We start from the raw sequence: 22688 nt of genomic DNA, 5'->3' as shown, positions 1-22688 counted from the left end.
AAATTGGTCAAAATTAGTAAAGAATAATATTAAGAAAGAAGATGAGTATGATTTTAGTGGATAACTGTTATATTGGAGAAAATATAAAAGAGAAAGATATAGTAATAAACAAACTTATCCATAATCATCCTTGTAAAAATATTTATTGTATTTGTGTTACTTCTTGTTCTAATAATCTTTTAGATATTATTAAAAGCAGAGAAATTGTTAAAGATATTTATTCTAATAAAAGATATAAAGTTATAGGGATAGCACAAGGGAAAAAAGAAGCTTTTGAACTTACTAGAAAAATTATAGAATCAGTTTACAAGAAATACAAAGATCCCACAAAAATTAAAGAATTTTTTAAATTGGAGTAGGAAACTATGTCAGTATTATTGTTTTTGCTTACTATTTTAAAATATACAGGGATTATACTAGGAGTTATATTATTAATACTTTTAATTATTTTGAGTATGATATTGTTTATTCCTATCAAATATTCTATTTATTTATCTAAATTTGATACAATATATATGGATATAGAAATAAGATGGTTAAAAAAATTAGTATATTATCGATATTACATTAAGAATTCTAAAAGTAATAAGATTTTTAAAATTTTTGGGAAAAATATGTTAAGTAAACCCTTAGAGAAAGAGTCAATTAATATAAAAAAAGAAAATATAAATATTCATGAAGATAATAAAAGCTACAAAGGGGTTAATAAAGAAAAAGTTGATTTTAAAAAATATATAGAAAAATTAAATAATATAGAAGATGTATTAATAGAAGATATATTAGAAGATGATAAAAAAATAGAAAATATATTAGAAGATGATAAGATAAAAGAAAAATTTATAAAAAAATTAAAGAAAAAGAAAATAGAGAAAACTAATAAAGCTTCATTTGAAAAAATAGAGGAAGAAGAAAAAAGTGATGTTTTTAGTACAATAAAAGATACACTAAGATATCCTAATAAAAAAGAAATTTTAACATGTACATATCAATTTATTAAAAAATTATTTCGTCATATAATGCCAGATAAGTTTTATTGTAAAGGGGAATTAGGATTAGAAGACCCTGCTAGTACAGGATATGTTTTAGCTTGTATAGGAATAATAAGCCCTTATTTAGGAAATAGTGTAAATATCAAAGGAAATTTTGATGAGAAAATTTTTAAAGGAAAAATTAAAGCTATAGGAAATTTTAAAATAGGAATAATTATTAAAATCATTGTCGAGTATTTATTAAATAAACCTATAAGACAAATAATATCTTTATATCGAAAAAGAAAGGAAGATGATAATGGAATCAAATTTAAAGAATAGTTTCGAAGCTTTATTTAGCCAAATGGAAAAGTTTATATCAACTAAAACAGTAGTAGGAGAGCCAGTACATGTAGAAGGAGCTACAATACTTCCCTTAATTGATGTAAGTTTTGGAGCTGGTGCTGGAGCTTCAGAAGGAAGAGCAGAAAGAAAAGATGATAAAGATGCAGGTGGAGCTGGAGGAGGAGGTTTAGGTGCTAAAATAACTCCTAGTGCTATATTAGTAATTAAAAAAGATGGTTCCGTGCAGTTAATTAATGTAAAAAGTCAAGATAGTGTTAACAAGATAATAGATATGATTCCAGGAATATTATCTAAATTTAATATCGGAAGCAAAAAAGACAAAGAAGAAAGTGAAGATGAAATATAAAATGGATGGGATTCCATCCATTTTTTTATACATTAAATCTAAATAAAATAATATCTCCGTCTTGTACTATATAATCTTTACCTTCTAATCTAACTAACCCCTTTTCTTTTGCAGCGGAATAGCTACCGCATGACATTAAATCATCAAAAGATACTACTTCTGCTCTAATAAATCCTCTTTCAAAATCAGAATGAATTTTTCCTGCTGCTTGAGGAGCTTTAGTACCTTTAACTATGGTCCAAGCACGAACTTCTTTTGGCCCTGCAGTTAAATAACTTATTAACCCTAATAGTTTATAACTAGCTGAAATTAATCTTTCTAAACCTGTATCTTTAATTCCTAAGTCTTCTAAGAATAATTTTTTTTCTTCTTCATTTAGTTCTGCTATTTCTTCTTCTATTTTTGCACATATTACAAAAACTTCAGAGCCTTCATTTTTGGCATATTCTAAAACTTTTTTTACATAATCATTATTTTGACCGTTATTAACTAAATCATCTTCTGTTACATTAGCAGCATATATTACCGGTTTATAAGTTAAAAGATTAAGAGAAGATATAAATTCTTTTTCTTCATCATTAAAATCAATACTTCTTGCACATTTGCCATTTTCTAATTCTTTTTTTAATCTTTCTAATATTAATAGTTCGTTTTTTAAAGATTTATCAGCTTTAGCTGCTTTTTGAGTTTTTTGAATTCTTCTTTCTATAATTTCAATATCTGAAAAAATTAGTTCTAGATTAATTGTCTCAATATCACGAATAGGGTCTACAGAACCATTTACATGTACAATATTTTCATCTTCAAAACATCTTACAACGTGAACTATAGCATCTACTTCACGAATATGAGATAAGAATTTATTTCCCAGCCCTTCTCCTTTACTTGCTCCTTTTACAAGTCCTGCAATATCTACAAATTCTATAACAGCAGGAGTAACTTTTTCTGCATTATACATTTCATCTAAACGGTTTAACCTATAATCGGGAACAGGTACAATGCCGACATTAGGGTCAATGGTGCAGAAAGGATAGTTGGCTGATTCTGCTCCCCCTTTTGTAAGAGAATTAAATAGAGTACTTTTTCCTACATTAGGGAGACCAACAATACCAAGTTTCATAATGGATTCTTCCTTTCTTTTCAATTAAAAAATTGTTTTATATTCATACAAGTTTATATTATAACTAATCCTTTTATTTTAATCAATATTACAGAATTTTGCTTAATTTTACAAACAAATTACAAAACAACTAATCCTTTCATTTATTTTATAGAAAAATTTATTTTAAAATAAAATTTATACTAAATAAAGGGAAAGGAATTCAAGGATAATATAAAAGCACAATGGTTTAACATTGTGCTTTAGTCTCGTGATACAAAATAGCCAATAATAAAACCTTTAATAAAGGTAAAGATAAATAATCCTATAGCCAAAAGAATATATTGATTTTTTTTATCATTTTCTATCCATATTCCTTTGTTAGGAGAAGATACTTCTTTTTGAGCAACACGATAATGACGTTTTTTAGTTTTTGCAGCCATATAATTAACCTCCTAAATTTTATTATTATAGTTTTATTTTTAAGAGTATTTTAACATAATTATTTTATAAAAAAAAGAAATTATATTTAGTATTTAATTAAAAATATTTTTTATACCTTTTGTAAATAAAAGAAATCTGTGGTGAAATGAACATTCTTTTCTACTTTAAAAATATTTATTTTTTCAAAGAATAATATAGGAGGTGAAAATAAGTGAAAATTAAGCCTTTACTTTGCTTAACTTTTATGTTTTTATTAGGATTAACTGGATGTAATAAATCTATAGAAAATAGAGTAAATTATTCTAATGAAAATACGATAAAAGGATATATAGAAGAATTTGACCGTTCTAATCCATACAATATTCCCGAACAAGTTGATAAAAATATTGATATTAATAATTCAGAATATAATACAGAAAGAGCTAGTAATATTGCAAAAGTGATAAATAATTTTGAACAAGTAGATGATACAACAGTAATTATTGTGGGAAATACGGCTTTGATAGGAATTGATTTAATTTCAGGTATCAGTGAAGAAGAAATTGGCGAAATAAAAAAATTAATAGAAGAGAAAACATTTTTAACTGATACTTCTTTAAAAAATGTATCAATTACTACTTCTGAAGAAATGGTTAAAAGAATTAAAGAGATTGCAAAAAATTTAAGAGAAGATAGAAAAGAAGAAGGATTAGTAGATGAAATAAATAGTATTATAAGAAGAATAACTCCTACTATATAATCTTTATTTTTTAAATTATATTTTACATTTTAAAAGAAAATAATTATAATAAAAAATAAACAAAAGATAAGGAGGAGCTTTATGCATCCAGAGGTTTGGTTTCCACATTTAGGGATTAAGATTGAAAGGTTAAATAATGTAGCTTTTAGAATTTTTGGATTTCCTGTATATTGGTATGGAATTATTATAGGATTAGGTGTTATAAGTGGGCTTATGCTTGCCCTTAGAGAAGCAAAGAGAACTAATCAAAAACCAGAAGATTATATAGATTTTTTATTATATGATTTAATTGCAGCAATTATTGGAGCTAGATTATATTATGTAATTTTTTCGTGGGATAGTTATAAAAATAATCCCTTAAAGATTTTTGCTTTAAGGGAAGGCGGATTAGCTATATATGGTGGAGTATTAGCTTCTATAATTGTAGCATGGATTTTTACTAAAAAAAGAAAAATGTCCTTTGGGTTATTGGCAGATACTGCAGCTCCCAGCTTAATTCTAGGTCAAGCTATTGGGAGATGGGGAAACTTTTTTAACCAAGAAGCTTTTGGTGAATATACTAATTCTTTTTTTGCTATGCGTTTAATGAAACAAAATGTCGGGCAATATCTTACAGAAAATATTTTAAATAATTTATATATTCATGAAGGAATTGAATATATACAGGTGCACCCAACATTCTTATATGAATCAATGTGGAATTTGGGAGTTTGCCTTTTTCTTTTGTGGTATAAAAAAAGAAAAAAATTTACTGGAGAAGTATTTTTAATGTATTTAGTAGGCTATGGATGTGGCAGAATATGGATAGAGGGATTGAGAACTGATCAGTTAATTATTGGTTCAACTGGAATAGCAGTTTCTCAAGTTTTATCAGGAATATTAATTTTTATAGGATTATCACTAATTATATATAATAGGAAAAAATATAAAAACAGTAAAAAAGTGTAGCAATATGTTGATTTTTTATAAAAAATATATTATAATAAATCATACACAATATATAGAAAGAGAAATAAATTGTGGGGATTTTAGAAAAACGAGGTGAAAAAAATGAATACAATTTACGGGGAAATTGATATTCTAAGAGAAAGGTTAAATAACTTAATTGAAAAAGAAGAAGATTTTGAAGAAATTTACAAACTAAGCACAGAATTAGATCAGTTAATTTTAAATTATTATGCTGATAATGATTATGGTAATGAATATTTAGAAGCATAATTTAGTGAATAATTTATTTTTAAGAGATAGGGAATATTTCCTATCTCTTTTTATTTTTTCTAAAAATACTTGAAAAATTTTTTTTGCCATAATACAATATAGAATATAAAGTGGTTGTATGTGGGGGAAAGTGGTAGAAAAGACCTAAGGCGGGATATATATGTTTATGGGAGAGTATCAACATACCATAGATACTAAAGGACGTTTAATTATTCCTTCTAAATTTAGAGAAGGACTAGGAGATACCTTTGTGGTAACCAAAGGGCTTGATAATTGTCTATTTATATATCCCTTAACTGAATGGAAAATTTTTGAAGATAAATTAAAAACTCTCCCTTTAACAAATTCCAATGCTAGAAAATTTGTTAGGTTTTTTTTAGCAGGAGCAGTAGAATGTTCTGTAGATAAACAAGGAAGAATACTTATCCCTAATAATTTAAGAACTTATAGTAATTTAGAAAAAGACGTTATTTTAATTGGAGTTTTAAATAGAATAGAAATATGGAGTAAGAAAAATTGGGATGCATATAATAATGATGATAATTTTGATGCCAATGACCTTGCAGAAAATATGCAGGAGTTAGGAATATAGGAGTGAAAAAATGAACTTTCATCATATATCAGTACTTCTTAATGAGTGTATAGATGGTTTACAGATAAAAAAAGATGGTATTTATGTAGATGGAACTATGGGTGGAGCAGGACATTCGGAAGCCATTTGCAAAAGATTAAGTGAAAAAGGAAGGTTTATTGGCATAGATCAAGATATAAATGCTATTAAAGCTTCTGAAATAAAGTTAAATAAATATAAGAATGTCGTATTAGTACATGATAATTTTTCTAATATAAAAACTATATTAAAAAAACTAGAAGTTGATTTTATAGATGGTATGTTGCTTGATTTAGGAGTTTCTTCTCATCAATTGGACAAGCCAGATAGAGGTTTTTCGTATATGCAAAATGCCCCTTTAGATATGAGAATGAATCAAGATCAGTCTTTTAGTGCAAAGGATGTCGTAAATAACTATAGTAAAAATCGTTTGGAGGAAATTATTAAAAATTATGGAGAAGAGCGATGGGCTAAGAGAATTGCAGAATTTATTGTAAAAGAAAGAAGTAAAAAAACAATTGAAACTACTTATGAATTAGTTGATATTATAAAAAAGGCAATACCATTAGGAGCTAGAAGAGATGGACCTCATCCTGCCAAACGAACTTTTCAAGCCATTCGTATAGAAGTAAATGGTGAACTAGAAATATTAAAACAATCAATACTAGATATAGTAGACTCTTTAGCCTCTAAAGGGAGATTGTGTATTATCACTTTTCATTCTCTAGAAGATAGAATCGTGAAACAAACTTTTAAACAATTAGAAAATCCTTGTACTTGTCCTCCAGAATTTCCAGTGTGTGTTTGTGGTAAAAAAAGAAAAGTAAAAATAATAACTAGAAAACCTATTTTACCTAAAAAAACAGAAATAGAGATTAATCCCAGAGCAAGAAGTGCAAAACTTAGAATTATAGAAAAATTATAATTGGGGGGTTGCTAATGAAGGAGGATTACATATATGGCTCTGTAGTACCTAAAAGTGAAGATAATATTAATGATGCCCATGACATTTTACTAGAAGATAAAACTTATCTTTTAAAAAAACAAAAAGAAGAAAAGAAAAAAAGAATAATAAAATATAAACTAAAATTAATTGGAAATGTTTTTTTGATTTTTCTTGGGTGTTTATTTCTCATGAAACAGTATGCATCTATAACATCTAATCAAAAAGAGATTAAAAATATGAAAAAAGAATTAGAAGAGATTCAAAATGCCAATATATTACTAAAATCAGAAATAGCAAAAAGTATTGATCTTGATATGGTAAAACAAAAAGCTATGCAAGAATTAGGAATGGTGGAGCCTTCACCCCATCAAATAATATATATAGATGTTCCTAAAATAAGTTACACTGCATATTACGAACCAAAACAAGAAGATGAAGAAGAGGATAAAGAAAATTTTTTAACAGCTAGTTTTTTTGATTTTTTTAATTGGTTTAAGCGAGAAGAGTGAAATTATGAATGCTTTAGTTAAACAAACCAAAAGAAGAGCTTTTATGATATTATTATTTTTTATTTTTAGTATTGGTTTTTTAATATATAGAATTGGATATATAAAATATGCATATGGGGAAGAATATGAAGAAAAAGCTGTAATGCAAATGCTTAATACAGAAAAAATCATTCTACCTAGTAGAGGAAATATTGTAGACCGTAATTACCATGATTTAGTACTTAGTTCTGTAGTATATAATGTAATCCTAGACCCCAATGTTTTATTAGAACAAATATCTGAGGAAGAAAAAGAAAAAACAATTACTACTTTAAGTCAAATTTTATCTATATCTCAAGAAACTTTAAATGAAAGAATATCTAATAATCCAAACTCTAGATATGAAGTAATAGTAAAACATATTGAGAGTGATATAGCTCAAAAAATTAAAGAAAATGATTTAAAAGGTGTTTGGTTAGAAGAAGATACTACTAGAAATTATTTAAAAAATGATTTTGCAGCTGCTTTAATTGGTTTTGTAAATCAGGATAAACAGGCTCAATATGGAGTAGAACAACAGTACAACAAATATCTTTCAGGAGTAGTTGGAAGAATATTTCCTATGTTAAAAGAAGGCAAATATGTTATAGAAGAAACTATTCCAGCTCAAAAAGGAGATACCATTGTTTTAACTATTGATGAAACTATTCAGCATTTTGCAGAAATGGCTTTAAAAAAGGCAGTAGAAGAGCATAATCCTAAAAATGCGTCTGTTATTATTATGGATCCTAATACTGGAGAAGTGCTAGCTATGGCAACTTATCCTACTTTTAATCCTAATAAATATAATGATTTAAGTGAATTTATTGGTGAAGATACTTGGAATCAATTATCTAATGAAGAAAAATTAGAAAAATTAAATGAAGTATGGAGAAACTATAATATTAGTGATACTTATGAACCAGGCTCTACTTTTAAACCTATATTAGTTGCAGCAGCCTTAGAAGAAAATATAATTTCTGTAGAAGATACATATAATTGTGAAGGACATAAAACTATATATGGTCAGACAATAAAATGTTGGAAAACCAGTGGGCATGGGGAACAGACTTTAGAAGAAGCTTTAGCTAATTCGTGTAATGTGGCAATGATGGATATAGCAGAAAAAATGGGCTCCGATGTATTTTATCATTATCAAAAATTATTTGGATTTGGAGAAGTAACAGGAATAGATCTTCCAGGAGAAGCAAAAGGAATTTTATATGATGCAGATGATTTAAAACCAGTAGAATTAGCTACTAGTTCATTTGGGCAATCTTTTACTGTAACTCCTATTCAAATATTAAATGGATTTGCAGCAGTAATAAATGGCGGTAATTTAATGCAACCCTATGTAGTAAAACAAATAGTGTCTGAAAATGGTACAGAAATTAAAGAAATGAAGCCTGTATTAAAAAGAAAAGTTATTTCAAAAGAAACTTCACAAATTCTTAGAAATTATTTAGAGAGTGTTGTTAATAATGGTACAGGTAAAAAAGCAAAAGTAGATGGTTATAGAATAGGAGGAAAAACAGGGACAGCAGAAAAACTTCCAAGAGGTGAAGATAAATATGTACTTTCTTTTATTGGATTTGCTCCAGTTGAAGACCCCCAAGTTATTTTATTAGTAATATTAGATGAAACTGAATATTATTCAGAGGGAAGTGGAGCAGCAGCTCCTGTAGCGAAGGAAATTTTTCAAAATATTCTTCCATATATGGGGATTGAAGCTTCTGCAGAAGAAGATGAAGAAGAAAATACAGATGTAGAAATTCCAGATTATGTTGGATTAGAACTTTTAGAAGTAGATATGGATTTAACTATTAAAGGTTTAAATTATGAAATAATAGGAGAAGGTAATACTATAAAAGAACAATTTCCTAATCCCGGAACTAAAGTACCAAAAGGAACTACAATTAAATTATATGTTACTCAAGAATAATCCCCCCATAATTGCAATAAAATTATAGTAATAGTTTAGCAATAATGGGGGGAATAATATGTATAAACCTACTGTAAATATGAAAAAAAAATATTTATTTTTTCTTAGTGTATTTACATTAAGTATTATTGGATTAATGTTTAGAATAGCTTATTTACAAATAATAGAAGGAAGTTTTTTGCAAGAATTAGCTTATGAACAACATACAAGAGATAGACTAATTTCTCCCCAAAGAGGAACTATTTATGATAGAAATGGAATAGAATTAGCCAAAAGTGCAACTGTAACTACTATAGGAGTTATTCATGCACAAATAGAAGATAGTGAAGAAGTTGCAAGGGTTCTTTCAGAAAAATTAGATTTAGATTATGAAACTGTAAAAAAGAAAGTAGATAAAGTTGTTGCCCTAGAGAGGATAAAATCAAAGGTTGATAAAGAAATAGGAGATGAAATAAGAAAGTTAAATCTTCCGGGAGTGACAATAGATGAAGATTCTAAAAGATATTATCCTTATAGTAATTTAGCTTCCCATGTAATAGGATTTGTTGGGAAAGATAATCAAGGCATTATTGGGTTAGAAGTTAAATATGATGAATATTTAAAAGGAAGTCCAGGGAAAATTTTAACTGAAACTGATGGTAAAGGAAGAAAGTTAGAAGAAGTTCCTGAAAAAAGAATTGCACCTATACCTGGATATAATTTAGTTACAACTATAGATTTGACTATTCAGCAATATGTAGAACAAGCCTTAGAAAAAGCAGTAGAAGCTAAAAAAGCAAAACGAGGAAGTATTATAGTAATGAATCCGCAAAATGGAGAAATATATGCTATGGCTAATAAACCTGATTATGATTTAAATGAGCCTTTTACTATTACAGACCCTAACATAAAAGAAATTTGGGATACTTTAAGCAGTGAAGAACAATATAATGAACTCAATAAAATGTGGAGAAATTTTGCTATTAATGATACATATGAACCTGGCTCTACTTTTAAAATTATAACTTCAGCTATGGGTTTAGAAGAAAAAGTAGTTACATTAGATAGCCAATTTAATTGTAAAGGATATCATATGGTGGCAGGAAGAATGATAAAATGTTGGAGATATCCTAGGTCTCATGGCCAAGAAAGTTTTTTAGAAGGAATACAAAATTCTTGTAATCCTGTTTTTATGCAAGTAGCTGAAAGATTAGGGGCAAAAAATTTTTACGAATATATGAAATTATTTGGATTTAATGAAAAAACAGGAATAGATGTACCAGGGGAAGCTATAGGAATTATGCATGATTTAGAAAATATAGGGCCTGTAGAACTTGCAACTATGTCTTTTGGACAGTCATTTCAAATTACACCTATGCAGCTTTTAAGAGCTGCTTCAGCAGTAATAAATGGAGGATATTTAGTCACCCCTCATTTTGGAGATAAAATAATAGATAATGAAGGAAATCTGATTAAAAAATTTGAATATACACAAAATAAACAAATAATATCAAAAGAAACTTCGGATCTCATGAAAAAAGCTTTAGAAAGTGTAGTAGCAGAAGGGACAGGTAATAAAGCATATATTCCAGGATATAGAATAGGCGGAAAAACTGCTACATCAGAAAAGCTTCCAAGAAAAAGTAATAAATATATAGCTTCTTTTCTAGCTTTTGCTCCTGCAGAAGATCCACAAGTTATAGCTTTAGTAATAATAGATGAACCTCAAGGAATTTATTATGGAGGAACTGTTGCAGGGCCAATAATTAAAGAAATTTTTGAAAATATTCTTCCTTATTTAAATATTCAGCCTAAATATTCAGAAAAAGAGCTTAAAATGCAAGATATTGAAAAAGTTATAGTTCCTAATTTAATTAATAAAGATATAAATGAAGCAGAAAAAGAGCTTAGAAAAATAAGTCTTGGAGTCGAATTAATGGGAAATGGAACAATAGTGGAAGATCAATTTCCATTATCTGGAGAAGAAGTGAATCCAAATACAAAAGTTATATTGTATACAAGTGAAGAAAAAATAAACGAATAAATATAATTATATGATATAATTGTTAAGAACTTATATTTATTAGGAGGGCCCATTTATGAAACTTAAAAATTTATTAAATTCTATAGAATATAAAATTCTACAAGGCGATGATAATATATATATAAATCATATATCTTATGATTCTAGAAAAGTTAAAGAAAATACATTGTTTATATGCATTAAAGGATTTAATGTTGATGGTCACAAATTTGCATTAGACGCAATTAAAAAAGGAGCAGTGGCTATTGTAGTGGAAGAAGAAATAAAAGATATTCCTAAAAATATTACAGTTATTTGTACAAATAATACGAGAAAAGCAATGGCATATATTGCAGCTAAATTTTATAATGAACCTCTAAAAAATATGAAATTAATAGGGGTTACGGGGACAAATGGTAAGACTACTACTACATTTTTAATTGGGAAAATGTTAGAAGAATATAATAAAAAAATAGGGCTTATAGGGACTATAGAAAATCGAATTGGCAAAATAAAAATAGAGGCAAAAAGAACAACTCCAGAATCTTTAGATTTACAAGCCTTATTTTCACAAATGTTAAAGGAAGAAGTTAGTCATGTGGTTATGGAAGTTTCTTCTCATGCTTTAGAATTGCATAGGGTTGATGCTTGTGATTTTGAAATAGGAATATTTACAAATCTTACATTGGACCATTTAGATTTTCATAAGACTATGGAAAATTATAGAAATGCCAAAGCAAAATTATTTAAAAAATGTAAATATGGGATTATTAATATAGATGATCCTCATGCAGAGGAAATTATAAAACAAGCAACATGTAAAATTATAACTTTTGGAATAGAAAAAGAAGCCGATTTTAAAGCTTATAATATTAGTATGAGTTCTAAAGGAATTAAGTTTAGTATAATTTTAGAAGGAAAAGAGATTGATTTTCAATTAAAAACTATCGGAAGATTTAATATATATAATGCTTTAGGTGCTATTGCAGCAGGCTATTATTTAAATATACCAATAGAAGTAATAAAAAAAGCTTTAGAAGATATGGAGGGAGTTCCGGGAAGAGTACAAAGTATAAGAAGCAATAAAGGCTTTGATGTAATTGTAGATTATGCCCATGCTCCTGATGGTCTAGAAAATGTTTTAAAAACAATAAAAGAGTTTGCAAAAGGAAATATTATAACTGTATTTGGTTGTGGAGGAGATAGGGATAGAAGTAAACGTCCAATAATGGGAGAGATAGCAGGAAATTATTCTGATTATTGTATTATTACTTCTGACAACCCCCGTTCAGAAGATCCAGAATTTATTATAAAAGAAGTTGAAGTGGGAATGAAAAAAACAAATTGTCCTTATAAAAAAATAGTGGACAGAAGGGAAGGAATAAAAGAAGCAATAAATAAAGCTCAAAAAGATGATATAATACTTATTGCGGGAAAAGGGCATGAAAATTATCAGATATTAAAAGATAAAGTTATACATTTTGATGATGTTGAAGAAGTAAAAACAATTCTTCAGGGGGAAAATACATATGGAAAAAATGAGATTAGATGAAGTAATTTTTGCCGTTAATGGGAAAACTATATATGAAGGAATAAATGACATAGATAAAATAATTATAAACGGGATATCTACAGATACAAGAAAGATAGAAGTAGGAAATTTATTTATTCCTCTTTCCGGAGAAAAATATGATGGACATAATTTTATAAACGAAGCTTTTAATAAGGGAGCCGTGGTATGCCTTACTGAGAAGTCTGATATACCAGTTCCAAAGGGTAAAATATTAATATTAGTAGAAAATACTAAAAAAGCTCTTATTAATTTAGCTGCTTATTATAGATCTTTATTCAATATACCTTTTATTGCTATTACAGGAAGTGTTGGGAAAACTAGTACAAAGGATATGATTGCTTCTGTATTAAGTCAGAAATACAAGGTTTTAAAAACAGAAGGAAATTTTAATAATGAAATAGGAGTACCTCTTACTGTATTTAGATTGAATAAAGAGCATGAAGTAGCAGTCATTGAAATGGGAATGAACCATTTTGGGGAAATTGACAATTTAAGTTATATAGTAAAACCTGACATTGCTGTTATTACTAATATAGGTGTATCTCATATTGAAAATTTGGGAAGTAGAGAAGGAATCTTACGTGCAAAAAGCGAAATATTTAATCATCTTAAAAAAGATGGAATAGCCGTATTAAATGGAGATGATGATTTATTAAGAACGTTAGAGAATAAAATTCCTTTTGAAATATCTTATTTTGGATTAAATTCAAATAACGATATTTATGCAAAAGATATTAAATCTAAGGGAGCTATTGGAGTAGATGTAGTTGTAATTTTAGAAAATAAAAAAATTCCTATACAAATACCTGCTCCTGGGAAACATATGGTTTATAATGCTCTTAGTGCAATAGCAGTAGGGCAAAAATTAAACTTAACAATAAATGAAATGCAAAAAGGAGTTCTTGCATTTAAATCTTCTAATATGAGAATGAATATAATTAAAACTAACAAAAATGTTTATATAATTAATGATGTTTATAATGCAAGTCCTCAATCTATGAAAGCAGCTATCGATGTTTTAGAAGAATGTTCTGAAGGAAAGAGAAAGATTGCTATTTTAGGAGATATGCTAGAAATGGGAGACTTTTCTTATAAAGGACATAAAGAAGTTGGAGAATATATTGCAAAAAAGAACATAGATTATTTATTTTGTGTTGGAAAGGAAGCTAAGTATATATCAGAAGGTGCTATTGATTTTGGGATGGATAGAAAAAGAGTAGAAGTATTTAAAAATCAAGAAGAACTTTGGGATAGATTATATACATTTATTACTGAAGAAGATATGTTCTTAATAAAAGCTTCAAGAGGAATGCATTTAGAAAAAACAGTAGAAAAAATAGAAGAGGTGAAATAATATTATGAATAGCGATACCATTTATCCAATAGTTTATCCAGCCCTTATTGCTTTTTTTATTAATCTTATATTAAGTCCTATTTTAATTCCTTTTTTAAGTAGATTAAAATTTGGTCAATTTGTTAGGGATGATGGCCCTAAAACTCATCTTAAAAAAACAGGGACTCCTACTATGGGAGGAATAATAATTTTAATTAGTATAGTTTTAACTTCTATATTATTTTTAAAAGATAATAGGGATGGATTGGTAGTTTTACTTGTTACTATTGGATTTGGAATTATAGGATTTATAGATGATTTTATTAAAGTTGTTATGAAACGTTCGTTGGGATTAAGAGCATATCAAAAAATCATTTTTCAATTAGTCATTACCATAGGTTTTAGTTATTATGTTGTAAAAATTGCGAATCTTGGTACAAAAGCTCTTATTCCTTTTTCAGGAGGGAAAGAAATAGACCTTGGAATATTTTTTATTCCGTTCTTAATCTTTGCTATGTTGGGAACAGTTAATGCAGTTAATTTAACTGATGGTTTGGATGGTTTGGCTTCTGGTGTAACTGTTTTGGTATCTACTTTTTTTACTATGGTTAGTTGGGGAGAAAATAGTGGTATTTTCCCTATTGGAGCAGCAGTTGTTGGAAGTTTACTTGGATTTTTACTTTTTAATTCTCATCCTGCAAAAGTATTTATGGGAGATACAGGCTCTCTAGCTTTAGGAGGCTTTGTTGTAGCTACCTCTTTTATTTTAAAAATGCCTTTTTTTATTTTAGTAGTAGGACTTATTTATGTAATAGAAGCTATTTCTGTTATATTACAGGTTGCTTTCTTTAAAATAACTCATAAAAGAATTTTTAAAATGGCTCCAATTCATCATCATTTTGAATTATCAGGATGGACAGAAACAAAAGTAGTCTCTGTTTTTTGTATTACAACAGCTATTATGTGTTTAATTGGGCTTTTAGGAATATAATAGTTTAATTTATAATTGGAGGATTACAAAATATGGAATGGCAAAGAAAAAATATACTAATTATTGGGATGGCAAAGAGTGGAGTAAGTGCTGCAAAATTATGTTCAAGTCTAGGAGCAAAAGTAACAATACAAGATATTAAATCAAAAGAAACACTTATGCAAACAATGAAAAATGAAATTGAAATATTAGAGAAATTAAACATAAAATTAATATTAGGAAGCGATGTTAATGATATAATAGATGACCAAGATTTAATTATATTAAGTCCTGGAGTTCCTACAGATTTAGATTTTCTTCAAAAAGCTAGGAACAATCACATACCTATATGGTCTGAAATAGAATTAGGCTATGTTTTATGTCCTTGTCCTATTATTGCGATTACTGGGACTAATGGAAAAACTACAACTACTACATTAGTGGGAGAAATTATGAAAAAATACAATACAAATACATATGTTGTAGGGAATATCGGTACACCTTTTACAGCAAAAGTAAAAAAAATGAATAAAGAAAGTTTAGTTGTATCAGAAATTAGTAGTTTTCAGTTAGAAACAATACATAATTTTAAACCTAAAGTAAGTGCTGTTTTAAATATTACGCCTGATCATTTAAATAGACATAAAACTTACGAAAACTATATAGCTGCAAAGGAAAGAATATTTGAAAACCAAGATGAGCAAGATATTTTGGTATTGAATGAAGATGATAATATTTGTAGAAAAATGAAAAAAAAAGCTAAAGCCCAAATATTTCCATTTAGCCGTAAAAAAGAACTAGAACAAGGAGCCTTTTTAATTAAAGATAAAATATGGGTTAAATGGGGAAAAATCAATGCAGAAGTTTGTAGTGTTAGGGATTTGCAAATATTAGGAGATCATAATATTGAAAATACTTTAGCAGCAGTAGCGATATCAGTTTCTATGAAAGTTCCGTTTAATATTATAAAGGAAGTATTAACAAATTTTAAAGGAGTAGAGCATAGAATAGAGTATGTTGATACAATTGATGGAGTAAAGTATTATAATGATTCTAAAGCTACTAATGTAGATGCCGCAATTATTGGAATTAAAGCAATGAAATCTCCTATTATTTTAATTGGTGGTGGAATGGATAAAGGAGCAGATTTTTCAGATTGGATCGATATGTTTTTTGGTAAAGTTAAAACTTTAATTGTAATAGGAGAAACTTCCGATAAAATAATTAGAACTGCTAAAGAAAAAGGTTTTTATAACATTAAAAAGGCATCATCTTTAAAAGAAGCGGTAGTTTTTGCAAAACAGTTAGCTGTTAGTGGAGATTGTGTACTTTTATCTCCTGCTTGTGCTAGTTGGGATATGTTTAAGAGTTATGAAGAAAGAGGAAGGGTATTTAAAGAAGCCATTTATGATTTGAAAGGGTGAAATAAATGAGCTCTACTGTATACCAAAATCGTAATAAAGTATTAAAAAAAGTTAAAAAGGAAAAACCTAAAATTATAAGAACTCAATGTGATTTCACAACTTTATTTACAGTAGGATTATTGGTGTTATTTGGATTAGTTATGATTTTTAGTTCAAGTTATTATTATGCTTTAAATCATTTTAATAATATGTACTATTTTTTAAAAAAGCAAGCTTTATGGTCTTTAATAGGATTTGGAGCTATGATTTTTATGATGAATTATGATTATAGAAATATTAAGATATGGGCTGTACCTACTTATTTGATATCTCAAGTATTGCTCATTTTAGTGCTTATTATTGGTAAAGCAACTAATGGCTCAAAAAGATGGCTTTTTGGTTTTCAACCTTCAGAACTTGCAAAACTTACTGTTATTTTCTTTATGGCTCTTTTAATATCTTATAATAGAAATAAGCTAAAGACTTTTAAAGGATTTTTATTTCACCTTATTTTCTTAATTATTCCAGTTTTTTTAATTGCTTTACAAAACTTAAGTACAGCTATTGTAGTTCTATTTATAGGTATATCCATGCTGTTTATTGCAAGTCCTAAGATCTGGTATTTTTTTGTATTAGCTTTTCCTGTTATAGCTGGTGGTGCTGCAGCTGTAATGCTTCCTCAATTTGCTTATAGGCTAGATAGATTTAAAATTTGGAGAGACCCATGGATTGACCCTATAGGAAAGGGATATCAATTAATTCAATCCCTTTATGCTGTTGGATCAGGAGGTTTATTTGGTCTAGGACTTGGAGAAAGTAGACAAAAACTTGGATTTATCCCAGAAGCTCATAATGATATTATTTTTGCAATTGTTTGTGAAGAATTGGGATTAATAGGAGCAATAGTTCTTTTATCATTATTTTTAATTTTGATTTGGAGAGGTATTAAAATAGCTATGAATGCTCCAGATTTATTTAGTTCTTTAATAGCTTGCGGAATTGTATGCATGATAGGGATACAGGTACTTATTAATGTAGCTGTTATAACTAAGACAATTCCCACAACAGGGATGCCTCTTCCTTTTATTAGTTATGGAGGGTCTTCTTTAGTATTTACTATGACAGCTATTGGGATTTTACTGAATATATCTAGGTATTCTAAAGTAAAAAAAATATAATAAAAAGTTTTCTCCTGAATCTTGCATGGTATAGCAGTAACAACTTAAATTATTATGCATACTATAGTTATATATAGGCTTACCTGACAGTTTCAGGAGGTGTCTTCTTTATGGGCAAATTTTATATAGATGGTGGGAAGAGGTTAGAAGGAAGCCTTAGAGTTCAAGGAGGGAAGAATGCAGTTCTTCCAATTTTAGCTGCAACAGTTTTAAATGGAGATATTAGTTATATAAAGGATTGTCCTAAAATATTAGATGTAAGTACTATGATTAATATTTTAAAAAGTATAGGTTGTAGTGTAAAATGGGAAGGAAAAACTTTAATAATTGATTCTTCTACAGTTTCTTCCTATGAAGTTCCTGAAAATTTAGTAAGAGAAATGCGTTCTTCCATTATTTTTTTAGGATCAGTATTAGGTAAATATAAAAAAGTAATTATATCTTATCCTGGAGGATGTCCATTAGGACCTAGACCAATTGATTTACATTTAAAGGCTTTAAAACAATTAGGAGTTAAAATTAAAGAAGAACATGGTTTTATTATTTGTGAAGCTTCTAAGTTAACTGGAGCAAAAATTCATCTGGATTTTCCAAGTGTAGGAGCTACAGAAAATATTATGCTTGCTGCAGTTTTAGCAGAAGGAAAAACTGTAATTTATAATGCAGCAAAAGAGCCAGAAATTAAAGATTTGCAAGATTTTTTAAACGGCATGGGTGCAAAAGTATCAGGTGCTTCTACTGATATAATAACAATAGAAGGAGTAAAATCTCTTCATAAAGTAGAGCATAAAGTAATTCCAGATAGGATTGTTGCAGGGACATATCTTATAGCTGCTGCAATTACTAAAGGAGAAGTTAAGCTTACTAATGTTGAACCTAATCATATCCAAGCTATTATTTCTAAGTTAAAAGAAGTTGGATGTAAAATTCATGAAGAAAAAAATAGCGTATATTTAAAAGCACCTAAAAATTTAAAAAGTGTGGATATTGTTAGAACTCAACCATATCCTGGATTTCCTACTGATATGCAAGCTCAGATGATGAGTTTACTTACTATGACAAAAGGAACTAGCATTATAACAGAAACTGTTTTTGAATCAAGATATAAACATGTGGAAGAATTGATGAGAATGGGAGCAGATATAACCTTAGAAGGACGTACAGCAATCATAAAAGGAGGATTAGACCTTACAGGAACTACAGTTTACGCAAAGGACCTAAGGGGAGGAGCAGCTCTAATTATTGCGGGATTAGTTGCTAAAGGAACTACTATTGTTGAAGGTGCAAAACATATAGAAAGAGGATATGAACGAATAGATAAAGATTTAAATTTATTAGGAGCAAGTATACGAAAAGAGAATTAATTTATAAATTTAGAATTAAGGGTGAAAATAATGGGGAAAATCATACCTATAAATAAAAATAAATTAAGTTTCACTAAAATATTTACTTTTATCATTTTAATTGTTATATTTTTTTTAACAGTATTTACTTCTCCAATATTTTCAGTAAAAGATATTTTAATATATGGAAATGAGCATTATTCAGAAGAAGAAATTATTGAAAAAATAAATTTTAAATTGGGAGATAATTTATTTTTATTTCGAAAGAAAAAAATAGAAAAATTACTTTGTGAAGATCCCTATATCAAAGAAGCGAATATAAAGATTAGTTGGCCTAATAAAATTCAAATTAAACTTGAAGAAAGAAAAGTTATAGGGTATGTTCCGTATGTAGGAACATATCTTTATATAGATAAAGACGGACGAGTTTTAGAAACTTCAAAACATTATTCGAAAAATGTGCCAATTGTTCAAGGTTTAGAATTTGATTACTTTCAAATAGGAGAAATCCTTCCTGTTAAAAATAAAGAGTCTTTACATATCATAGCTGTAATGGCTCAAATGATATTAAAATATAATTTACTTCAAGATATTATAAAAATAGATGTAAGTGATCCAGAAGATACTCATTTATATATAAAAAAATTAGATGTAGCTATGGGAGGAATAGACCAATTTGATAAAAAGATACAATGGCTAATTGAAATTATGGATATTTATGATATGGGGAAAATCGATCTTACAAATATCGATAAGGGAAGGGCTGTTTTTTCTCCTCTCACATAGAAAATTTTATTTTATATTATTTTAGTATTGAATAATGATAAAAAACCATTTATTATATAGTTAACAAAATTTTAACATAGTATAAATTTTAATAGAAAAATTTGAATATATAGTGTATAATCAAGATAGAATAATTAAAAATAGAAATAATTTAAGATAGAAATGATTAGTGAAGGGGGATTTGCGGTGCTAGAGTTTGATATGACACAAGATAATGTAGCACAAATAAAAGTAGTTGGTGTAGGCGGTGGAGGGAATAATGCCGTTGATAGAATGATAGAAGAAGAATTAAAAGGAGTAGAATTTATTACTGTAAATACTGATAGACAAGCATTAAGTCGTTCTAAAGCATCAGTAAAAATTCAAATAGGAGAAAAGATTACTAAAGGCTTAGGTGCTGGCGCAAACCCAGAAATCGGTAAGAAATCTGCAGAAGAAAGCAGGGAAGAAATTATACAAGCTATAAAAGGTGCAGATATGGTATTTGTTACAGCTGGAATGGGTGGTGGTACTGGTACTGGAGCAGCTCCTGTAATAGCTAAACTTGCAAAAGAAGAAGGGATTTTGACAGTAGGTGTTGTTACAAAACCTTTTGGATTTGAAGGTAGAAAGAGAATGATTAATGCTGAAAAAGGAATTGCTGAATTAAAAGAAAATGTAGACACTTTAGTAATAATTCCTAATGATAAACTTTTACATATTATCGATAAAAAGACAACTATGATTGAGGCTTTTAAAAAAGCAGATGAAGTATTAAGACAAGGGGTACAGGGTATTTCTGATTTAATTTCTAATCCAGGTATTATTAATCTAGACTTTGCTGACGTTAGAACTATTATGTCTGATAAAGGAATAGCTCACATGGGAATAGGCCGAGCTTCTGGTGAAAATAAAACAGAAGTGGCAGCTAAGGCAGCCATTCAAAGTCCATTATTAGACACAAGTATTGATGGTGCAAAAGGTGTGTTAATAAATATAAGTGGTGGTTCAAACTTAGGATTATTAGAAGCTAATGAAGCAGCTAATCTTATTAGAGAAGCTGTAGATCCAGAAGCAGAAATAATATTTGGAACCACTATCAATGATGATTTAGGAGATGAAGTAATTGTAACAGTAATTGCTACTGGATTTGAAAATGATATTTCTAAAATAGTAAAACCTATAAAAAAGGAAGAAACTGTAAAACAAGAAGAGAATGAAGATTTCAAAGAAAAGAGAGATAATAACTTAATGTCAGAAAAAAATGATGATTCAAGTTTTATTGATATTCCTGTTTTCTTACAAAGAAGAAGAAAATGATACTTGTAATATCATACAGGCTGCATAAGATTGAATATTTTAATTAAAAGTATCTCAAACTATATATGTGAGATTCTACAATTATCTCCAAAAAACATCTTATTTTTAGAAAGGAGATTACTATGTCTATTAATAAGTTTGCAGCAGGTATGATGATTGGTGGCATTGCAGGAGCAATGGGACTAAAAATGATGACTACGAACAAAAGAGAAAGAAAAAAAATGATGAAAAGTGGTAAAAAACTTATGGAAAAAGCAGGAGATCTTATAGAAGATTTAAGGTAGTCATAGCTTTAATTAGGATGTGTAGTTTTACACATCCTTTTTTTGTTAATATTTAATTTTGGATATTTGTAAATTTATAAATCAGATAGTATCTATACTAGTAACAAAAAACAAATTTCTCCATATTCCCTTATATTATTCATAATTTCTTGGGATATTGACAAAATTCGAATTATTTCTTATAATTTTTTCATATATAAATTAAACAATATTAGTTAAATTATTTTACTAAACCCAAGAAAACCTCGTTCCAACTGGGATGAGGTTTTTATTATGAAAGGGGATTATTATGGGGAAAAAATTAATTTTTTTATTTTTTTTAATTTCTGTCATATTTATAGGTATTAATTTATATGAAATAAAAGATGGAATTTTTTCAAAAGGGCTTTTTAATGAAATTGAGGAGGCAGTTGTTATTTCTAAAAGTCAGGGTGAGGGGGAAGAAGTAGTGAAAGAAAAAGTAGAAGACTTTATTGATAAAGACGAATATATAAATGATATTATAAATGAATTAGATAGTATGAAAAATGACTATTTAATATTAGTAAATAAATGGAATGTATTAAGTGAAAATCATATTCCTTCTACTTTAATAGACATAGCAAAAGATATTCCTTCAGCAAAATCTAAAATAATGTTAGAAGAAGAAGCTTATAAAAAATTAAAAGATTTATTTGAAGCGGTACAAAAAGATGGAATAACAGATTTAAGAGCTGTAAGTGGATATAGACCTTATAGTTATCAAAATAATTTATATAATGCAAAAGTAAATTATTTTTTAAATCAATATGATTTAGAAATTGCAAAACAAAAAGCTTCTGAAGTTGTAGCTATACCAGGAACTAGTGAGCATCAAACAGGACTTGCTATAGATGTTTCATCTGTTGAACTTTTAAAAACTTCCGATCCATTAGTTGAAGAATTTAAATATACAAAAGAGGGAGAATGGATGTATAATAATAGTTGGAAATATGGATTTGTTTTAAGATATTCTCCTGAAAAAAAAGATATTACAGGAATTATTTCAGAGCCTTGGCATTTTAGATATGTGGGAATCCCCCACGCAGAATATATAACTATTAATAATTTAAGTTTAGAAGAATATTTAAAATTTATAAAAGAACAAAAAGAAATGATATTTGAGGATTATTGTGGAAATAAATATCAAATAGACTACATTCAAAAAGAAAATCGTGATATACTAATAAGTAATTCATTTAACATAGAAAATGTTATAAGTGTATCAGAAATTGGAGAAGCTGAATACATTATTACACAAAAAATACAATAATAAAGTGTTGAAAGTTGAGGA

General features: G+C 27.9%; 23 protein-coding genes. 21 read left to right on the top strand and 2 right to left on the bottom strand.

Annotated features, from left to right (window positions below):
* Positions 1-47: 47 nt before the first annotated feature.
* From OM90_RS04155 to OM90_RS04145, 3 genes are read left to right on the top strand one after another with little or no spacing between them, the layout of a single operon-like run.
* On the top strand, positions 48-359 hold the full coding sequence (locus OM90_RS04155; protein WP_058485641.1) for a hypothetical protein: 312 nt from the start codon (positions 48-50) through the stop codon (positions 357-359).
* 6 nt (positions 360-365) lie between these two features.
* A complete protein-coding gene (locus OM90_RS04150) occupies positions 366-1310 on the top strand; it encodes a DUF2953 domain-containing protein (protein WP_058485640.1) in 945 nt (314 codons plus the stop codon).
* Positions 1288-1680 (top strand): GerW family sporulation protein, encoded by a 393-nt coding sequence (locus OM90_RS04145; protein WP_330381826.1) that lies wholly within the window; start codon positions 1288-1290, stop codon positions 1678-1680. Before OM90_RS04150 ends, OM90_RS04145 begins: the two co-directional genes overlap by 23 nt.
* Positions 1681-1705: 25 nt before the next feature.
* Here OM90_RS04145 and ychF read toward each other — a convergent pair whose 3' ends face one another.
* Both ychF and OM90_RS04135 read right to left on the bottom strand, forming a co-directional pair.
* On the bottom strand, positions 1706-2800 hold the full coding sequence (gene ychF / locus OM90_RS04140) for a redox-regulated ATPase YchF (protein WP_058485638.1): 1095 nt from the start codon (positions 2798-2800) through the stop codon (positions 1706-1708).
* A gap of 242 nt (positions 2801-3042) precedes the next feature.
* A complete protein-coding gene (locus tag OM90_RS04135) occupies positions 3043-3222 on the bottom strand; it encodes a hypothetical protein (RefSeq protein WP_058485637.1) in 180 nt (59 codons plus the stop codon).
* Positions 3223-3434: 212 nt separating this feature from the next.
* On the opposite strand from OM90_RS04135, the gene OM90_RS04130 reads away from it, so the two are divergent.
* From OM90_RS04130 to OM90_RS04055, 18 genes are all read left to right on the top strand, one after another.
* Positions 3435-3962 (top strand): YhcN/YlaJ family sporulation lipoprotein, encoded by a 528-nt coding sequence (locus OM90_RS04130; RefSeq protein ID WP_058485636.1) that lies wholly within the window; start codon positions 3435-3437, stop codon positions 3960-3962.
* Between the two features lie 81 nt (positions 3963-4043).
* A complete protein-coding gene (lgt, locus tag OM90_RS04125) occupies positions 4044-4910 on the top strand; it encodes a prolipoprotein diacylglyceryl transferase (RefSeq protein ID WP_058485635.1) in 867 nt (288 codons plus the stop codon).
* A gap of 102 nt (positions 4911-5012) precedes the next feature.
* A complete protein-coding gene (locus OM90_RS12345; RefSeq protein WP_084757959.1) occupies positions 5013-5180 on the top strand; it encodes a Spo0E family sporulation regulatory protein-aspartic acid phosphatase in 168 nt (55 codons plus the stop codon).
* A gap of 160 nt (positions 5181-5340) precedes the next feature.
* Complete coding sequence (gene mraZ, locus OM90_RS04120) at positions 5341-5772, top strand: division/cell wall cluster transcriptional repressor MraZ (protein ID WP_058485634.1); 432 nt, start codon at positions 5341-5343, stop codon at positions 5770-5772.
* A 10-nt stretch (positions 5773-5782) separates the two neighbouring features.
* Complete coding sequence (gene rsmH, locus OM90_RS04115; protein WP_058485633.1) at positions 5783-6715, top strand: 16S rRNA (cytosine(1402)-N(4))-methyltransferase RsmH; 933 nt, start codon at positions 5783-5785, stop codon at positions 6713-6715.
* Positions 6716-6729: 14 nt separating this feature from the next.
* Positions 6730-7245: an FtsB family cell division protein gene (locus OM90_RS04110; protein ID WP_058485632.1), complete on the top strand. Its 516-nt coding sequence runs from the start codon at positions 6730-6732 to the stop codon at positions 7243-7245.
* Between the two features lie 4 nt (positions 7246-7249).
* Positions 7250-9205: a penicillin-binding transpeptidase domain-containing protein gene (locus tag OM90_RS04105; RefSeq protein ID WP_058485631.1), complete on the top strand. Its 1956-nt coding sequence runs from the start codon at positions 7250-7252 to the stop codon at positions 9203-9205.
* A 58-nt stretch (positions 9206-9263) separates the two neighbouring features.
* Positions 9264-11228: a penicillin-binding transpeptidase domain-containing protein gene (locus OM90_RS04100; RefSeq protein ID WP_058485630.1), complete on the top strand. Its 1965-nt coding sequence runs from the start codon at positions 9264-9266 to the stop codon at positions 11226-11228.
* Between the two features lie 55 nt (positions 11229-11283).
* Positions 11284-12759: a UDP-N-acetylmuramoyl-L-alanyl-D-glutamate--2,6-diaminopimelate ligase gene (locus OM90_RS04095; RefSeq protein WP_058485629.1), complete on the top strand. Its 1476-nt coding sequence runs from the start codon at positions 11284-11286 to the stop codon at positions 12757-12759.
* Positions 12737-14134, top strand: coding sequence for a UDP-N-acetylmuramoyl-tripeptide--D-alanyl-D-alanine ligase (locus OM90_RS04090; RefSeq protein WP_058485628.1), 1398 nt, complete (start codon positions 12737-12739; stop codon positions 14132-14134). Before OM90_RS04095 ends, OM90_RS04090 begins: the two co-directional genes overlap by 23 nt.
* Before the next feature lie 4 nt (positions 14135-14138).
* On the top strand, positions 14139-15104 hold the full coding sequence (mraY, locus tag OM90_RS04085) for a phospho-N-acetylmuramoyl-pentapeptide-transferase (RefSeq protein ID WP_058485627.1): 966 nt from the start codon (positions 14139-14141) through the stop codon (positions 15102-15104).
* Positions 15105-15136: 32 nt separating this feature from the next.
* On the top strand, positions 15137-16507 hold the full coding sequence (murD, locus tag OM90_RS04080) for a UDP-N-acetylmuramoyl-L-alanine--D-glutamate ligase (protein ID WP_058485626.1): 1371 nt from the start codon (positions 15137-15139) through the stop codon (positions 16505-16507).
* Positions 16508-16512: 5 nt separating this feature from the next.
* Complete coding sequence (ftsW, locus tag OM90_RS04075; protein ID WP_084757958.1) at positions 16513-17664, top strand: putative lipid II flippase FtsW; 1152 nt, start codon at positions 16513-16515, stop codon at positions 17662-17664.
* 110 nt (positions 17665-17774) lie between these two features.
* A complete protein-coding gene (gene murA / locus OM90_RS04070) occupies positions 17775-19028 on the top strand; it encodes a UDP-N-acetylglucosamine 1-carboxyvinyltransferase (RefSeq protein ID WP_058485625.1) in 1254 nt (417 codons plus the stop codon).
* A 30-nt stretch (positions 19029-19058) separates the two neighbouring features.
* Positions 19059-19793: a cell division protein FtsQ/DivIB gene (locus tag OM90_RS04065; protein WP_058485624.1), complete on the top strand. Its 735-nt coding sequence runs from the start codon at positions 19059-19061 to the stop codon at positions 19791-19793.
* A gap of 186 nt (positions 19794-19979) precedes the next feature.
* Positions 19980-21092, top strand: a complete 1113-nt coding sequence (ftsZ, locus tag OM90_RS04060) for a cell division protein FtsZ (protein WP_058485623.1) — start codon at positions 19980-19982, stop codon at positions 21090-21092.
* A 122-nt stretch (positions 21093-21214) separates the two neighbouring features.
* Positions 21215-21376, top strand: a complete 162-nt coding sequence (locus OM90_RS12735; RefSeq protein ID WP_160323634.1) for a hypothetical protein — start codon at positions 21215-21217, stop codon at positions 21374-21376.
* A gap of 289 nt (positions 21377-21665) precedes the next feature.
* Positions 21666-22667, top strand: a complete 1002-nt coding sequence (locus tag OM90_RS04055) for a M15 family metallopeptidase (RefSeq protein WP_058485622.1) — start codon at positions 21666-21668, stop codon at positions 22665-22667.
* The last annotated feature ends 21 nt before the right edge of the window (positions 22668-22688 follow it).

The sequence above is a fragment of the Defluviitalea phaphyphila genome (genome assembly GCF_001466305.1).
Lineage (GTDB): Bacteria > Bacillota > Clostridia > Lachnospirales > Defluviitaleaceae > Defluviitalea_A > Defluviitalea_A phaphyphila.
The sequence above is the reverse complement of the archived record's forward strand: the minus strand, read 5'-3'. Positions and strand labels throughout refer to the sequence as shown.

Coding starts and splice junctions, on each gene's coding strand:
- OM90_RS04105 (WP_058485631.1), top strand. CDS start 7,250: ATGAATGCTTTAGTTAAACAAACCAAAAGAAGAGCTTTTATGATATTA.
- mraZ (WP_058485634.1), top strand. CDS start 5,341: ATGTTTATGGGAGAGTATCAACATACCATAGATACTAAAGGACGTTTA.
- OM90_RS12345 (WP_084757959.1), top strand. CDS start 5,013: ATGAATACAATTTACGGGGAAATTGATATTCTAAGAGAAAGGTTAAAT.
- murA (WP_058485625.1), top strand. CDS start 17,775: ATGGGCAAATTTTATATAGATGGTGGGAAGAGGTTAGAAGGAAGCCTT.
- OM90_RS04110 (WP_058485632.1), top strand. CDS start 6,730: ATGAAGGAGGATTACATATATGGCTCTGTAGTACCTAAAAGTGAAGAT.
- rsmH (WP_058485633.1), top strand. CDS start 5,783: ATGAACTTTCATCATATATCAGTACTTCTTAATGAGTGTATAGATGGT.
- OM90_RS04145 (WP_330381826.1), top strand. CDS start 1,288: ATGGAATCAAATTTAAAGAATAGTTTCGAAGCTTTATTTAGCCAAATG.
- murD (WP_058485626.1), top strand. CDS start 15,137: ATGGAATGGCAAAGAAAAAATATACTAATTATTGGGATGGCAAAGAGT.
- ychF (WP_058485638.1), bottom strand. CDS start 2,800: ATGAAACTTGGTATTGTTGGTCTCCCTAATGTAGGAAAAAGTACTCTA.
- OM90_RS04150 (WP_058485640.1), top strand. CDS start 366: ATGTCAGTATTATTGTTTTTGCTTACTATTTTAAAATATACAGGGATT.
- lgt (WP_058485635.1), top strand. CDS start 4,044: ATGCATCCAGAGGTTTGGTTTCCACATTTAGGGATTAAGATTGAAAGG.
- OM90_RS04155 (WP_058485641.1), top strand. CDS start 48: ATGATTTTAGTGGATAACTGTTATATTGGAGAAAATATAAAAGAGAAA.
- OM90_RS04065 (WP_058485624.1), top strand. CDS start 19,059: ATGGGGAAAATCATACCTATAAATAAAAATAAATTAAGTTTCACTAAA.
- ftsW (WP_084757958.1), top strand. CDS start 16,513: ATGAGCTCTACTGTATACCAAAATCGTAATAAAGTATTAAAAAAAGTT.
- OM90_RS04100 (WP_058485630.1), top strand. CDS start 9,264: ATGTATAAACCTACTGTAAATATGAAAAAAAAATATTTATTTTTTCTT.
- OM90_RS12735 (WP_160323634.1), top strand. CDS start 21,215: ATGTCTATTAATAAGTTTGCAGCAGGTATGATGATTGGTGGCATTGCA.
- OM90_RS04135 (WP_058485637.1), bottom strand. CDS start 3,222: ATGGCTGCAAAAACTAAAAAACGTCATTATCGTGTTGCTCAAAAAGAA.
- OM90_RS04095 (WP_058485629.1), top strand. CDS start 11,284: ATGAAACTTAAAAATTTATTAAATTCTATAGAATATAAAATTCTACAA.
- OM90_RS04055 (WP_058485622.1), top strand. CDS start 21,666: ATGGGGAAAAAATTAATTTTTTTATTTTTTTTAATTTCTGTCATATTT.
- mraY (WP_058485627.1), top strand. CDS start 14,139: ATGAATAGCGATACCATTTATCCAATAGTTTATCCAGCCCTTATTGCT.
- OM90_RS04090 (WP_058485628.1), top strand. CDS start 12,737: ATGGAAAAAATGAGATTAGATGAAGTAATTTTTGCCGTTAATGGGAAA.